12 protein-coding genes are annotated in these 14127 nt (G+C 76.1%); 4 read left to right on the top strand and 8 right to left on the bottom strand.

The genetic code is table 11. The features are described 5' to 3' along the window. Genes K7640_RS02225 through K7640_RS02190 form a run of 8 tightly spaced genes read right to left on the bottom strand, consistent with a single transcriptional unit; the run spans window position 1 to window position 6782 of the window. Window positions 1–819 carry a glycosyltransferase family 2 protein gene (locus K7640_RS02225; protein ID WP_222952944.1) on the bottom strand — a complete coding sequence of 273 codons (819 nt, stop codon included), beginning with the start codon at window positions 817–819 and terminating at the stop codon, window positions 1–3. Next, the gene (locus K7640_RS02220) at window positions 801–1544 is read right to left on the bottom strand and encodes a polysaccharide deacetylase family protein (RefSeq protein ID WP_222952943.1); all 744 of its coding nucleotides are present in this window, start codon (window positions 1542–1544) and stop codon (window positions 801–803) included. Before K7640_RS02220 ends, K7640_RS02225 begins: the two co-directional genes overlap by 19 nt. Continuing rightward, window positions 1541–3064, bottom strand: coding sequence for an Ldh family oxidoreductase (locus K7640_RS02215; protein WP_222952942.1), 1524 nt, complete (start codon window positions 3062–3064; stop codon window positions 1541–1543). Before K7640_RS02215 ends, K7640_RS02220 begins: the two co-directional genes overlap by 4 nt. Next, window positions 3058–3492 (bottom strand): VOC family protein, encoded by a 435-nt coding sequence (locus K7640_RS02210; protein ID WP_255607754.1) that lies wholly within the window; start codon window positions 3490–3492, stop codon window positions 3058–3060. Before K7640_RS02210 ends, K7640_RS02215 begins: the two co-directional genes overlap by 7 nt. Further along, window positions 3489–4316: a sulfotransferase gene (locus tag K7640_RS02205; protein WP_222952941.1), complete on the bottom strand. Its 828-nt coding sequence runs from the start codon at window positions 4314–4316 to the stop codon at window positions 3489–3491. The genes K7640_RS02210 and K7640_RS02205 overlap by 4 nt, the downstream gene beginning before the upstream one ends. Further along, window positions 4313–5161 (bottom strand): sugar phosphate isomerase/epimerase, encoded by an 849-nt coding sequence (locus K7640_RS02200; RefSeq protein ID WP_222952940.1) that lies wholly within the window; start codon window positions 5159–5161, stop codon window positions 4313–4315. The genes K7640_RS02205 and K7640_RS02200 overlap by 4 nt, the downstream gene beginning before the upstream one ends. A 2-nt stretch (window positions 5162–5163) precedes the next feature. Further along, window positions 5164–5883 carry a hypothetical protein gene (locus K7640_RS02195; protein WP_222952939.1) on the bottom strand — a complete coding sequence of 240 codons (720 nt, stop codon included), beginning with the start codon at window positions 5881–5883 and terminating at the stop codon, window positions 5164–5166. Further along, window positions 5880–6782 (bottom strand): Gfo/Idh/MocA family protein, encoded by a 903-nt coding sequence (locus K7640_RS02190; protein WP_222952938.1) that lies wholly within the window; start codon window positions 6780–6782, stop codon window positions 5880–5882. Before K7640_RS02190 ends, K7640_RS02195 begins: the two co-directional genes overlap by 4 nt. A 510-nt stretch (window positions 6783–7292) precedes the next feature. On the opposite strand from K7640_RS02190, the gene K7640_RS02185 reads away from it, so the two are divergent. The 4 genes from K7640_RS02185 to K7640_RS02170 are packed head-to-tail and all read left to right on the top strand — an operon-like array spanning window position 7293 to window position 14115. Beyond that, window positions 7293–8558, top strand: coding sequence for an ATP-grasp domain-containing protein (locus K7640_RS02185; protein WP_222952937.1), 1266 nt, complete (start codon window positions 7293–7295; stop codon window positions 8556–8558). Then, on the top strand, window positions 8555–9388 hold the full coding sequence (locus tag K7640_RS02180; protein WP_222952936.1) for a hypothetical protein: 834 nt from the start codon (window positions 8555–8557) through the stop codon (window positions 9386–9388). Before K7640_RS02185 ends, K7640_RS02180 begins: the two co-directional genes overlap by 4 nt. 24 nt (window positions 9389–9412) lie before the next feature. Further along, entirely contained in the window at window positions 9413–12580 is a 3168-nt protein-coding gene (locus K7640_RS02175) for a non-ribosomal peptide synthetase (RefSeq protein WP_222952935.1), read from the top strand. Further along, a complete protein-coding gene (locus K7640_RS02170) occupies window positions 12577–14115 on the top strand; it encodes a condensation domain-containing protein (RefSeq protein WP_222952934.1) in 1539 nt (512 codons plus the stop codon). The genes K7640_RS02175 and K7640_RS02170 overlap by 4 nt, the downstream gene beginning before the upstream one ends. Window positions 14116–14127 lie beyond the last annotated feature (12 nt).

The raw sequence follows: 14127 nt of genomic DNA, 5'->3' as shown, positions 1-14127 counted from the left end.
TCACACCTCGATCCGGCGGTCCGCCGGTCGCGGCGCGGCCAGGCCGCGCGCCATCGTGTGGGTGACCTGCAACGCCCAGTTGAGGGCCTGGCTGGCCGGGTCGGCCGGGACGGGCCGGGCGCGCAGCACGTCCCGCAGCGCGGTGCCGGCGGACAACGGCCGGGGGTGGTCACGCCCCGCGTGGTACGCGTTCAGGAAGGCCCGCAGCAGGCCCTTGCCGTTGCGGTGCACGACCACCAGTTCGGGCAGGAAGCAGACCGGACGGTCGAGGCGTTGCAGACCGTCCACCACGCTGTTGTCGCCGCCGACGCCGAGCGCCGAGAACCCGCCCGCCTTGACGAACAGGTCCCGCCAGACGGCGCTGTTGCCGCCGGCGAAGAAGGTGACCGGCTGGCCCTCGGTGAGGCTGCGGTAGCGCTGCAGGTAGCGGGCCTGCCGGGCCCGGGACACGACGCCCTGGTCGAAGGGGAGCACCCGGCCGGTGACGGCGCCCCGATCCTCCGCCAGGCCCTCGACGATCCGGGACAGCCAGTCCTGGCGGGGCAGCGCGTCGTCGTCGAGGAAGCCCAGGATCGGCGCGGCGGCCTCCTCCGCCGCCCGGTTGCGGGACGCCATCGCCCCCAGCGACGTGTGGTTGCGCAGCACCCGGACCGGCAGGTTCGCCAGCTCCACCTCCTCGCTGACCACCGGCCGCGACGCGTCGTCCACGACGATTACCTCGTCCAGGTGGCGCAGGTCGTTCTCGCGCAGGGCGAGCAGGCACTGCCGCAGGTCGCGCGGCCGGTTCCGGGTCGGGATGACTACCGTGACGAGGCCCACCACTGATCCCTCCAGCCGCGGCACAGCGCGGCCCAGTCGTCGTCTGCGTTGGTCGGCAGGTAGGTGCGCCGGATCCGCGCCGGATCCGCCGACCACGGGCGGGCCGGCGCCTTCACGGTGCCGAACCCGGCCGTGCCCGCGGGCAGGCCGGGGTCCGCCGGCACCAGGCCGTACGGGTAGGCGAACGGCACCGGGCCGGTCCGGTGCCGCGCGGCGCTGACCGCCTCGATCGACCCGTCGACCTCGCGGCGGCGGGTCTCGGCGTCGACCTCGGTCAGCTTGACGTGGTTACGGGTGTGCGCGCCGATCCGGTGACCGGCCCGCTCGAGGTGGCGGGCGTCGTCCCACCCCAGGTACGCCTGCCACGGGTCGTCGACCGCCCGCGCCCCGCCGACCTCCGGCACCCGGTCGGTGATCAGGAAGAACAGGGCACGCACCCCGAACGCGTCGAGGACCGGCAGGGCGTGCTCGATGGTGTCGCGGTAGCCGTCGTCGAAGGTGAACAGCACCGTCGGCTGCTCCGGTCGGGAGGCCGGATCGGTGCTCACGTCCGGCGGCGCCAGGGCCGGGCCGACCGTCTTGAGCACCGTCTCGACGCCCCGGGCGAACGAGTCCGGGGTGAGCGAGGTGTAGTGGTCGAGCGTGGGGTGCACGTGGTGGAAGTAGAGCACCAGCGGCCAGCCCGGCGCGGAGCCGAGCCACGGGTGCAGGTGGGCGTCGGTCATGCGGCAACCTCCAGGGCGGCGGCGACCGCGGCGGGCACCTCGATGCCGTCGCGCTGCGCGGTCGACGTGGCGTCGGCCTCCAACTGGTCCGGGAAGTACGGCCGGGGTGGCGGTGTGTCGTGGCCGGCCAGCACCGCGTCGTGCAGCCGGTCGACGAGGTCGTCCACCGGCGGCGACCCGAACGCGGCCAGGCCGAAGCCGACGAACAGTTGACTGCAGTCCATCGACCGGTCCGGGTATTTGCGCTGCTTGGAGACCAGCGGGCTGACCGTCTGGCCGCCGAGCACCCCGGCGAGGATCTCCGCCATCAGGGTGATGCAGAGTCCCTTGTAGTCCCCGAAGACCGGGATCGAGCCGCCGAGGTCCAGCTCGCGGGCGTCGGTGCTGGGCCGGCCCTGCCGGTCCAGCAGCCACCCGGGCGGGACGGGCCGGCCGTGGTGCTCGGCGTTGCGGATCTTTCCGGCCGCGACCACCCCGGTGGCGAGGTCGATGACGAACGGTTCGCCGTCGGCACGCGCCGTGACCAGGCAGATCGCGTTGCTGCCCAGGGTCGGCCGGCGGGCCCCCGGCGCGGCGACCGACGGGCCGGAGATGTTCAGCAGCAGGCCGACGGCCCCGTGCTCCTGGAACGGCCGCCGGTAGGCGGCCAGCATCCCGATGTGGTTGTTGTGGTGGACGGAGACGGCGGCGACCCCGTGGCTCGCCGCCGTCCGCGCGCACCACCGCGCCGCCAGGTCCGCCGCCGGCTGGCCGAATCCGCCACCGGCGTGCACGGCGGCCGTGCCGTCCCGGACGGTCAGCTCCGGGGTGGCCCGGGGGTCGATCCCGCCGGCCCGGATCCGGTCGAGGTACATCGGCAGCAGCCCGACGCCGTGTGAGCGGTGCCCCCGGACGTCGGCGTCGACCAGCACGTCCGCCACCCGGTCGGCGACCTCGCGCGGGGTGCCGGCCGCGTGCAGCGCCGCCGCGGTGCGGGTGCGCAGCTCGTCGGGGGGCAGCACGACGGTGCGCGCCGCCGCCCGGGCCGCCGGCCCGGGCAGCAGCGCACCACGGTCGAGGCGGATCACCCGGTCGGCGCCGGCGACGGCGTGCGCGGCGAACAGCACGGTGGGCAGCCCGTCCGCCCGGCGCCGGCGCAGCAGCGCCGCGATGTCGGGCGCCGGCAGCTCGTCGGCGTCGTCGATCACGAGCAGGGCCGGCCGGGCGGCCGCCGCCGCGTCCACCGAGGACCACACCGGCCGGCGCCGCATGCCGGGTACGGCCGGCCGGCCGCCCCGGCGCAGCAGGCCGCGACGCTGGGTGGCCGCCGTGCCGTCGATCCGCCCGAAGCGGGCCGGGTAGTGCCCGGCCAGCACCGACGCGGTGAGGGTCTTGCCGCTGCCGGCGTCGCCCAGCACGAGCAGCACCTCGCCGGCGGCGACCTCGAGGTGCCCGCCGCGCAGGACCACCCGTTCCCGGCCGCGCGGGCCGGTGGCCACGACCAGGTCGTGTACGGACAGCGCGGACGCCGCGGTCACCATCGTGCCGGGTTCTCCGGGTCGGGCTGGAGGAACTCCAGGCGGTTGCCCAGGTTGTCGAAGGCGTAGAAGCGCCGGTGGCCGGGGAAGTTGTCGTCCCAGGTCACCTCGACGTCGTTGGCGGTGAGCCGGGCGGCCAGCGCGTCGAGGTCACCGACCAGGATGCCGGGGTGCGCCTTGCGGGCCGGCTGGAAGTCCTGCTCCACCCCGAGGTGGATCTCCAGTCGGTCGCCGCGCACCCAGAGCCCGCCCCGGGCGGCCAGCACCGGCGGCTTCTGCACCTCGGTGAGCCCCAGTACACCCACGTAGAAGGCGCGGCACTGGTCCTCGCTGCCCGGCGGGATGGCCAGTTGGACGTGGTGCAGGCCGTAGCCGTAGTTCGAGTCGTGCTCCGGGCCGTACCCGAAGGTCGACGTGGTGGTGTCGGTCATCTCTCTGCCTTTCTCGACGTCCCGGTGGTCTCGCCCCGGGACCTGGACGTCAGGGCCGCCTGGTCGCTCAGCTCGGCCCACAGCTGTCCCGCCGCCGCGGACAGCGGCACGCCGGTGGTGGCCCGCCGGCGCGGCGTGATGGTGCGGAGCGCGGCGCCCAGATCCACCTCGACGAACTCGCTGAGCAGGTCGTCGACGGCGCCGGCGCAGAGGTCGTGGTAGTCGACGACGAGCCGCCGGTGCGCCGGCACGGTGCGGCAGGCGAGCGGCCACTGCCGGTGCCAGGCGACCCACTTCGCGACCGCGTCGGCGGGCCGCTCCGGACGCCACGGGCGGTCACCGGACCAGCCGAGCATGGACTCGGCGACCTCGGTGGGGTGCCGCACCAGCAGCAGCAGCCGGGCCCGGGGGAGCATGCGCAACAGCGACGGCAGGTGGAGCAGGTATTCGTTGTACTTGTCGCCCCACCGGGGGAAGCCGGCGTAGCTCTCCGCCAGGATCCGGCGGGCCAGCTCGTCGGCGTCGCGGGCCCGGCCGGCGGCGGTGTCGGCGGCGGCCCGGCGCAGCGACGTCTCGACCTGGCACAGCCACCGCTCGACCCCGGCCCCGCCGGGCGGGCGACGCCGCAGGGCGTGCAGGATCTCGTCCGCGCGCAGGTGCCGGGCGTCCACGTCGTCCTGCCGGCACCACCGGTCCAGCAGGTAGGGCAGCTTGCCGTTGACGGTGAAGTGGCCGCCAGCCGCGCCGTACGCCTCGCTGAGTGCCCAGGCCAGGGCCGTGGTGCCGGAACGCTGGCAGCCGAGCAGGATCAGCGGGTCGGTCAACGCGTCGCCTCGACCATCTGCCGCAGGATCCGCATGCACTCGACGCTGGCGTGGTAGCCGTCCGCGCTGAACGGCTCGCCCCACGGTTCGTCGCGTTGGGCCTGGGTGAGGACCCGCCCGTGCCGCCAGTGCGTCTCCAGCGACAGCCAGCCGTCGTATCCGTCGTCGGCGAGGCGGCGGACGATGGCCGGCCAGGGCAGGTCACCGTCGCCGAGCCGGACGTATCCGTTGCGGCCGTCCGGGTCCTTGACGTGCACGTGCCGGATCAGCTGCCGGCCGAGTTCGTAGTCGGCCGGGTAGGGGTCCGCGTGCCATCCGCTGAACACGCTGTTGCCGGGGTCCCACAGGATGCCCAGCTCGTCGCGGCCCAACGCGTCGAGGAACCGCAGCGAGTGCGCGATCGTCGGGGTGTTGGTGCGGGTGCCGGTCTCCAGCAGCAGCTCGACGCCGGTGAGGTCGACGGCGGCCAGGACGCGTTCGGCGGCGCGGGCGGCGCGTTCCGGCGCCGGGTCCCCGGTGCGGTAGAAGCTGAAGATCCGGATGTGCGGGGCGCCGAGCAGGCGGGCCTGCGCGACGGCGCGGGCCAGCAGCTCGGCGGTCCGGGCCAGGTCCTCGTCCGTCTCCGGCAGCGGGCACTTGAGCGCCGGCGGGCAGAATCCGGCGATCTCCAGTCCGGCCTGCCGGACATCCCGGCGGATGGCGTCGAGCTGCGCGTCGTCCAGGTGGTGCGGCGGCACGCCCGCGCAGGACCGCAGCTCGACACCGTCGAGGCCGGTCCGCCGGATGCTGTCGATGACGGTGCCCAGGTCCTGGTGCACCTCGTCGTTGATGATGGCGAGACGCACGATCACCTCCCGTGGTGCGCGCGGGACCAGGCGGCGACGGTGTGCCGCAGGTCGGATCGGGGTGTCCCGGCCCGGGACTCGACCGTCACGGGCAGCCCGTCCGGGGGTAGTGCCCGGAACAGCGCGGTCAGCTCGGCCAGGTCGTCGGGTCCGAGTGGATGGTGGTCGGAGCCGCCTGCGGGCCGTAGTCGGAAGCCCTTGACCTGGACGGCGGCGACCGCCGGCCGGAGCAGCCCGAGCGCGGCCGCCGGATCGTCGGTGGTGGCGGCCAGGCCGGCGGTGTCGAGCACGACGCGGAGCCCGTACCGGTCGTGCAGCTCGCGCAGCTCCGCCGGCAGGGCGCGGCCGTGGTGGGTCTCGACCAGGACGTCGGCCGCGTTGCGGCCCGTGGCCAGTGCGGCCACCTGCGCCGCGACCAGCCCGCCGGCGGCGGCCGCCCCGACGTCGGCGAACACCTTGACCGGGCGCCCCGGCCAGGCCCCGGCGAGGCGGGCGACGTCCTCCGGGGTGTGCCGGGGGTCGCCGAGGGCGACGGAGATGCCGACGAACGCGACGCGGACGCCCCGCTCGGTGAAGGGGGTCAGGCCGTCCGCCTCCCAGCCGTGGCCCTTGCCGGCGCGCAGGTCCACCGTGTCGCCGCCGCACTCGCGGACCAGGTCGGCGAGGGCGGCGCCGGCCAGGGCGGGGGCCGAACCGGAGGAGAGACCGAAGCCGGCGCTCATCGGGCCGGGACCGCGGCGGTGAGCTCGAGGAGGCGGGTGACCCCCCGGCTGCGGCGCAGGCTGCTGCGATCGGGCGGGGTGTCGGCGGCGAGTTCGTCGATGACCCGTCGGCGCAGCTCCGGCCCGGGGACCGGCTCGGTCCGGATCCGCTGGCCGTCGATCTGGGCGTCCACGGCGCCGTCGGCGATGTCCAGGTGCCCCGGATCGCCGACGACGCTGAGGCGCTCGCCGCGGGCGCCGGCCCGGGCCGTGACGGTGAAGGCCAGGGTGGCCTGCGAGTCGAAGGTGATGACCCCGGTGCACTGGAGGTCGATCCCGGGGTGGCACTCGGCGCGGTCGGTGATCGTCACCGAGACCGGCATGCCGAGCAGTTGGCAGGCGATGTCGAGGTAGTGGACGCCGAGGTGCGCGACGATTCCGCCGAGCGCGCGGCCGGGGTCGGCCCGCCAGCCGGAGAAGTGCGCGGCGGTCCGCGGGCGGCTGACCAGCAGGGTCGCCGCGGCGGTCGGGCCCCAGGAGGTCCGCAGGGCCGCCGCGGGCAGGACGTGCCGGTGCTGGAGCATCACCGCCGCCGGCCGGCCGGCGGCGACCGCCGCCGCTTCGACCTGGGACAGCTCGGCGAGCGTGGTCGCCGGCGGCTTCTCCAGCAGCACCGCCTTGCCGGCGGCGAGCGCCGCGCAGGCGAGGTCGGCGCGGCCGCCCGGCGGGAGGCACAGCGACACCGCGTCCACGGCGGGATCGGTCAGCACCGATTCCCACGACGCGGCGCGGGGGGTGTCTCCTGTGGTGACTGTCACATCCGTTTCGAGGATGGAATGCAGCCGCGCGGTGTCCGAACGGGACAGTGCCGCAATGTGTTGTTGACCGGCCCGGCCATAGCCGACGACGACCAAATCCACCGTCCGAACCCCCCGAATCGGAATTGCGCGCAGCGGTGCGCGCAGGATTTGAGCTGACCATGGTCGGTGGAATTACCCGGCCGTGGTCCGAGCGATAATACAGATGACGATGATGAACGTCAACGACTGTAACAAGCCGCAGATTGTCCGCTTTGGATGGTGTTTGTCATCGACCGTTCGTTGTGGACGGACGGCCGGGCGGATGTCGTGACCATGGGCTACCATGTGCGGGTTCGCGGGCGTCGACGCTGCGGACGATGCGTGTCGACAAACGGTGTGCCGGGTGTCGACGAGCGACGCGAAATGGGGGCGAAATGGGGGCTGCGATCGTTTCGGTGTCATTTCGCGGACATCCTTCGGTGGCTCCGGTATGAGGCTCGCCCGGTCGCGTCGACCCATTTCGCCGGCAACCATGCCGAACAAGTAGGAATTGCGTCGGACGATGCGGTGGTCAGCGCCGGAATGCGACCTGGTCGCCCGCCGCGTCGCGTACTCGTGGGAGGAGACCGGATGAGAGAGGGCAGCCTCGCTACGCACCTGCTCATCGTCGGTGGCGGGCGGGAGACCCCGGCCCTGGCCCGGGCGGCCGCGCCCGGCCTACGGACCTCGGTGTTCTGCCGGGCCGAGGTGCTGCCCCGGGTCCGCGACGTCGGCCGCAACGCCCGGGTGGTGGTCTTCCCCGACGACGGGCCCGAGGAGGAGTGGGTGGCGGAGGCCCGGGCGATCCACGCCCGCGACCCGTTCGACGCCCTCGCCACCTACAGCGAGAAGGACCAGGACAAGTTGGCCGCCATCGGCGCCGCGCTCGGCCTGCCCGCGCACCGGCCGGAGACGGTCCGGTGGGTGCACGACAAGGTCGCCATGCGGGAACGGCTGGCGGCCACCGGGGTCGACGACACCCGGGCGATCCGCGTGCGCGACCTGGCGGAGGCCAGCGCGGCGGCCGACACGCTCGGCTTCCCGCTGGTCTGCAAGCCCGTTCGCGGGGTGGGCAGTTGCGGGGTGTCCCGGGTGGACGGGCCGCGCGACCTGGCCGTCGCGCTGGCCTTCCTCGACCGGCAGGCCGGCGAGCTCGACTCCGCCGAGGCGCTGCTGGAGCCCCTGCACGAAGGGCGCGAATACAGTGTCGAGTGCCTAAGCGAGAACGGGGTGCACCTGCGCGCGTGCATCACCGCGAAGGTCACCGAGCCCCGGCACTTCGGCGAGCTCGGGCACACCCTCCCGGCCCGGCTCGACGCCGCCGACGAGGCGTCGATCGACAAGACCGTGCACGCCGTGCTGGACGCCCTCGGGGTCCGCGACGGGGTGACCCACACCGAGGTCATCCTGACCGACGCGGGCGTGCGCGTGGTGGAGACGCACCTGCGCCCGGCCGGCGACGAGATCCCGTACCTGCTGCGGCGGGTCCGGGACGTCGACCTGGTCGACGCGCTCGCCCGGCAGAGCGTGGGGCTGCGGGTGCTCGACGAGGTGCGGGAGCGGCTCGTCGCCGCCCCCGACGACCGGTACGCCGCGATCTGGTACGGCGTCACCGGCGCCGTCGGCCAGGTGGTGGAGGTGGCCGGGGCCGACGAGGCCCGGGCCCGGGACGGCGTCGTCGACGTCGAGGTGCTCTGCGAGCCGGGCGACGAACTCGCCCGGCCGGACGGCCCGCCGGTGCGCACCGTCGGGGTGCAGGCGGTGGGCGCCTCGCCCGAGGAGGCGCTCGACCGCGCCCGCGCGGCCGCCGCGCTGGTCTCCGTCGTGCTGCGCACCCCGGCGGTGCCGGCGGCATGAACCCCACCGACCCCTTCGCCCAGGTCCTTCTGGAACACCCGGCCGTCGCGGCGCACCTGCCGGCCGGCGGGACCGCACCGACCGACCCGGCCCTGCGGCTCGCCCGGGCCATGCTGACCGCCGTGCGCCCGGTGCGGGAGGCCGCCATCACGGCCGACCCGCTGGGCGTCGAACTCGCCGCCGACCTGCTGGTCGTCGTCGAGGCCGCGCTCGTCGCCGCCGCGACCGCCGCCGCCCCGGACACCACCCCCGCGGTCCGCGCCCTCACCGCCTGGCGGGTGCACCGCGACGCGGCCGGCGCGGTCGGCGGCGTGCTCGCGCTGCTCGGCCCCGAGGACCGGGGCGCGGTGGCGGCGCTGGCCGACGAGGTGCGCCGCCACCCGGGCGACACCGTACGGCTGGCGCGCGACGCCCGCCGGGAGGTGCTGGACCGGCCGGGCCTCGACGCGGTGCTGGCCGAGATCGAGGCGAGCACGCCCGCCCGCACCCCCGACTACCTGGCGCCCGCGGCGACCGCCGTCCGGGAGCTGGTGCCGGTGCTGCGTGACGTCGTCGAGGAGGACTACCGCCTCGACGACGAGGGTGTCGACGCCGGGCTGGCCTACCTGCTCGACCCGCTCAGCGCCTGCCACACCGGCGCGCTGCTCGTCGCCCACGCCGCCCGGCGGCTCGCCGACGGCGACGCCCGCGCGGCCACCGTGGCCCGCCGCTGGTGCTACGCCCGGGTCCGGTCGACCACCCTCGAGGGCCTGTCCCCACGGCACCTGGCCAAGAGCCGGCAACTCGTCGCCGGCGGGCCGGTCGTGGTCGAGTCCGGCACGCCGGCCTGAGCGCGGGCAGGAAAGGAGAACCCCATGGACCGGACCTCCGGCACCACCACCCAGCGGACCGGCCCGGCCGGGCTGCTGGCCTCCTCGGCCGCCCGCTGGCCGCAGCGCCCGGCGCTGGTCGAGGGCGAGCGGACCCTGTCGTACGCCGAACTCGACCAGGCGGTCACCCGGGCCGCCGCCGGGCTGCGCGACGCCGGGGTGGCCCCCGGCGACCGGGTCGGCCTGGTCCTCGGCCGGGGCACGGCGGAGCTGATCGCCCTGGCCGCGCTGTACCGGCGCGGCGCGTGCTTCGTGCCGGTCGACCCGGCCGCACCGGATTCCCGGATCGGCTACGTGCTGGCCGACGCCGGCTGCATCGCCGTGGTGGCGCCGCGCGCCCTCGCCGACCGGCTGGCCGGCCTGTCGGCACGGGTCGTGCCGCTGGAGACGCTGGCCGAGGCGACCGGCGCCGTGGCCGAACCGGACGACCCGGCGCGGCTGGCGTACGTGATCCACACCTCCGGCTCCACCGGCGAGCCGAAGGGGGTGGCCGTCGCCGCCGGGGCGGCGGCCGAGCACGCCCGGCTGGCCGCCGGCTACTTCGGTCTGGGGCCCGCCGACCGGCTGCTCCAGTTCGCCTCGCTGGGCTTCGACGTCGCGCAGGAGGAGATCTGGTCCGCCTGGGCGGCGGGCGCGGCGCTGGTGCTGAACCCGGCCGGTCTGCCGGCCGCGCCGGAGCTGGCGGGCATCGTCGCCGGGCACGGGATCACCGTGCTGCAACTGCCGACGGCATACTGGCGCAGCCTGCTGGCCTCGGTCGACGGCCTGGACCCGGCCGCGTTCCGGTCGGTACGCCTGGTGATCATCGGCAGTGAGGCGGCCCGGATCGACGACCTGGCCCCGTGGCGGGCCTCCCCGCTGGCCCACGCCGAGCTGGTCAACGCGTACGGTCCGACGGAGGCGGTGGTCACCGCCACCGCCTACCGCATCGCGCCGGGCGCGGCGGTGCCCGCGACCGGCGGCGGCCTGCCGATCGGTCCCGCGTTCCCGGGGCGCAGCGCGCACGTCCTCGACGCCGACGGCGCGCCGGTGCCGGCCGGCGAGGTCGGCGAGCTGTACCTCGGCGGGCTGCTGGCCGAGGGGTACGTCGGCCGTCCCGACGCGACCCGGGAGCGGTTCGTCCACGCACCCGGCGGGGACCGGCGCTACCGCACCGGCGACCTGGTGCGGGAGCTCGCCGGTGGCGTCCTGGAGTTCGTCGGCCGCGCCGACGGGCAGCTCAAGCTGCGCGGCTACCGGATCGAGGCCGAGGAGGTCGAGGCGGCGCTGCGCCGACACGACGGGGTGCTGGCGGCCGCCGTGGGCCTGGTCGACCGTGGTCGGGGCGAGCCGGTGCTGGGTGCGCTGCTGACCGCCCGGGGCGACCGGCGACCCGACCCGGCCGAGGTGCTGCGCACCGCGGCGGGGGTGCTGCCGCCGTACATGGTGCCGGCGTTCGGCACCGTCGTCGCCGAGGTGCCGGTCAACCGCAACGGCAAGCTGGACCGGCGGGCCGTGGCCGCCGAGCTGGAGCGGCGCTACGCCGAGCGGCGGGAACAGACCGGGCCACCGCCCGCCGCTGACGCGCCGGCCGCCGGGGACGCGCCGTCCGGCGGAGACGCGCTGGCCGCGCTGCTGCCGATCTGGCGCACGGTGCTCGGCGTCGACGACCTCGACCCGGACGAGGACTTCTTCGAGGCGGGCGGGGACTCGCTGCTGGCCATGCAGATCACCGCGCGGGCCCGGGCGGCCGGCTGGACCGTCGCGCCCGCCGACCTGCTCGCGGCGGCCACCGTACGCGCCACCGCGGCGCGGGCCCGGCCGATGCGCGGCTCGTCGCCGACGGCGGCGGTGGACGCCACCGGCCCGGTGGAGCTGCTGCCGGCGCAGCTGCGGTGGCTGCACGACGGCCCGATCCCGGACGTGGACGCCTTCGTGCTCTGTGCGCTGTTCACCGTGCCGGCCGACCTGGACCGGCAGGTGCTGATGGACACCGCGCGCGTGCTGCTGGACCGGCACGCGGTGCTGCGCAGCCGGTTCGCGTTCCACGACGACCGGGTCGACGCCCGGCAGGTCGAGGTGCGGCCGGAGTCCGTGGTGGACGTGGTCGACCTCGACGGCGGCCCTGCGGCGGACGTGTCCGCCCGGGTCGAGGCCCGGCTGGCGGAGATCCAGCGCAGCCTGTCGTTGACCGACGGCCCGGTCTGGCGGCTGGTGCACCTGCGGGTGCCCGACGCGCCGGGGCGACTGTTCCTGGTGGTGCACCACCTGCTGCTGGACGGGTGGTCGATGTCGCTGCTCGTCGACGACCTGGACGCGGCCGTCACCTCCGGCCGGCGCGGCGAGGTCACCCTCCCGGCCAGCACGGCCGGGGTCCGGGAGGTCGCCGCCGCGTTCGCCGGGTACGTCGGCGGCGACGAGGCGCGGCGCGACGCGAAGGTGTGGCGGGACCGGCCGTGGGACGAGGTCGGGCCGCTGCCGTACGACCGGCACGGTCCGGGGCTGTTGACGACGGTGCGCACCGAGACCGCCTGGCTCGGCGCGGAGGACACCGACCGGCTGCTGTTCCGGCTCGACCGGGGCGTGCCCCGGGCACACGAGCTGCTGCTGGCCGCGATCTGCGTGGCCCTGGCCGGGTGGAGCGGCCGGCCGACCCAGGCGGTCGACGTCTACACCCACAGCCGGGACGTGCCGGTCGGCGGGCTGGACCTGTCGCGCACCATCGGGTACGTCCAGGCCACCTACCCGCACGTGTGCACGGTGCGGGGCGCGGACGCGGCGGAGGTGGTGCGGCTGGCGGCCGAGCCGACCGCCCCCGAGCGCCGCTACGGCTTCGACGGGCTGCGGTTCCGGTCGCCCGACGACGCCGAGCGGGCGACCCTCGCCGCGCTGCCGGCGTGCCCGGTCCGGCTCAACTACCGCGGGCAGCTCGACCGGATCGAGCGTCGGCCCGCCGGGTCCGCCCTGGCCGACGCCGACGAGGATCCCGGACTCAACCGGTCGCCCCGGCAGCGCGAGCGGTACCAGTTGATGTTCGAGGGCGACATCGTGGACGGCCGGTTGCTCGTCGGCGTGAAGTACAGCACCGACCACTACGACCGGGAGACCGTGCGCGCCCTGGTCGACTCGGTGGTCGGCCTGCTGGCCGACACCGCCCGGCGGTTGGCCCGATGAGCGCCGGGCCCGGTGCCCCGGCCGGCGGCCGGCTGCGCGACGCCGTGCGCGACGAGGTGGCCGCGCTGGTGGGCCGGCCGGGCTGGACCGACGACGACGACCTGGTGACCGTCGGCCTGGACTCGCTGGACATCGCCCGCCTGGCCACCCGGCTGCACCTGGTGACCGGGGCGAACGTGCGGGTCACGGACGTCTTCGCGCACCGTTCGGTGGCCGCGCTGGCGGCCTGGCTGGCGCAGCGGGCGGCGGCCGGGCCGGCGGACCCGCCGCCCGTGGCCGGCGACGGGCGGCTCAGCGAGGGCCAGGTGCGGCTCTGGCTCGACGACAACGTCCGCCCGGAGCAGGCGCTGGGCAACGTGCTCCGGGTCGCCTTCCGGCTGGTCGGCGAGGTCGACCCGGACGCGGTCGCCGGTGCGCTGGCCACGGTCGTGGCGCGACACGACGCCCTGCGCACGGCCGTGCACGGTGACGAGGACGGCCTGCCGACGGCCCGACCCCTGCGGGTCGAGGAGGCGCTCGCCGTGCGCCGCCGGCCCGCGCCGGCCGGGGAGCCGGTCGCCGTCGCCGCGCAACACCTCGCCGACGAGCTGACCGCCGAGGTCAGCCTGGAGCACGGGCCGCTCGTCGTCGCGGGCCTGCAACCGTGCGCCGGCGGTCAGCTGTTCGTGCTGGCGGTGCACCACGCCGCCGTCGACGGGGACAGCGTGGCGATCCTCGCCGAGGAGATCTCCGCGCAGCTGGCCGGGCGGCCGCACCCCGTGGCGCCGGTGCCGTACGCCGCGTTCGCCGCGGCGGAGGCGACCGCCCGCCAGGCCCCGGACCTGCCCGATCGGACCCGGCGCTGGGCGGAACGGTTCCGTGACCTCGCGCCGGTGACCTGGCCCGACACCCCCGACGCGGCGCCGGGGCCGGCGCTGGGGGAGGAGCCGCTGTCCGTGCCGGGTGAGCTCGTCGACCGGCTGCGGCGGCGGGCCGGCGGGCTGGGGGTGACCCCGTTCGTGCTCGGGTTGGCCGCGTTCGGCCGGGCCGTGGCCGGGGTGACCGGGGACCGGTCCTTCGCGGTCGCGGTGCCGCACTCGGCCCGGGAGGACCGCCGGTACGACGCGACGGTCGGCTTCTTCGTGGTCGCCCTGCCGGTGCCGGTCCACGTGCCGGCCGAGCCGGACGACGCCGAGCTGACCGCGTTGCACGGCACCGTGGTCGAGGCGATGCGGCACCAGGACGTCACGCTGCCGGCCATCCTGCGCAGCCTGCGCCGGCGCCGGGCGGCGTTGCTGCGGGTGCAGTTCGCCTGGTCGAACTGGCCGGAGCCGCGGTGGTCGGTGCCCGGGGTGACGGTCGAGGAGATCCGGGTGCGCCCGCTGGCGGCCCAGTACGACCTGACGGTCGAGGTCTTTCCCCGCGTCCCGGGCGGGCCGTTGCACGGGGTGGTCGAGTACGACCCGGCCGCGGTGACCGGGATGACCGCCCGCCGGATCGCCGACGGCTTCGGCGACGAGATCGCGCGGATCGCCCGGCCGGAGGACGCCGGCTGAGCCCACCGGCGG

The organism is Micromonospora sp. PLK6-60, assembly GCF_019890675.1.
Lineage (GTDB): Bacteria > Actinomycetota > Actinomycetes > Mycobacteriales > Micromonosporaceae > Micromonospora.
Note: the sequence above shows the minus strand (reverse complement) of the source record. Positions and strands in the feature narration are given on the sequence as shown.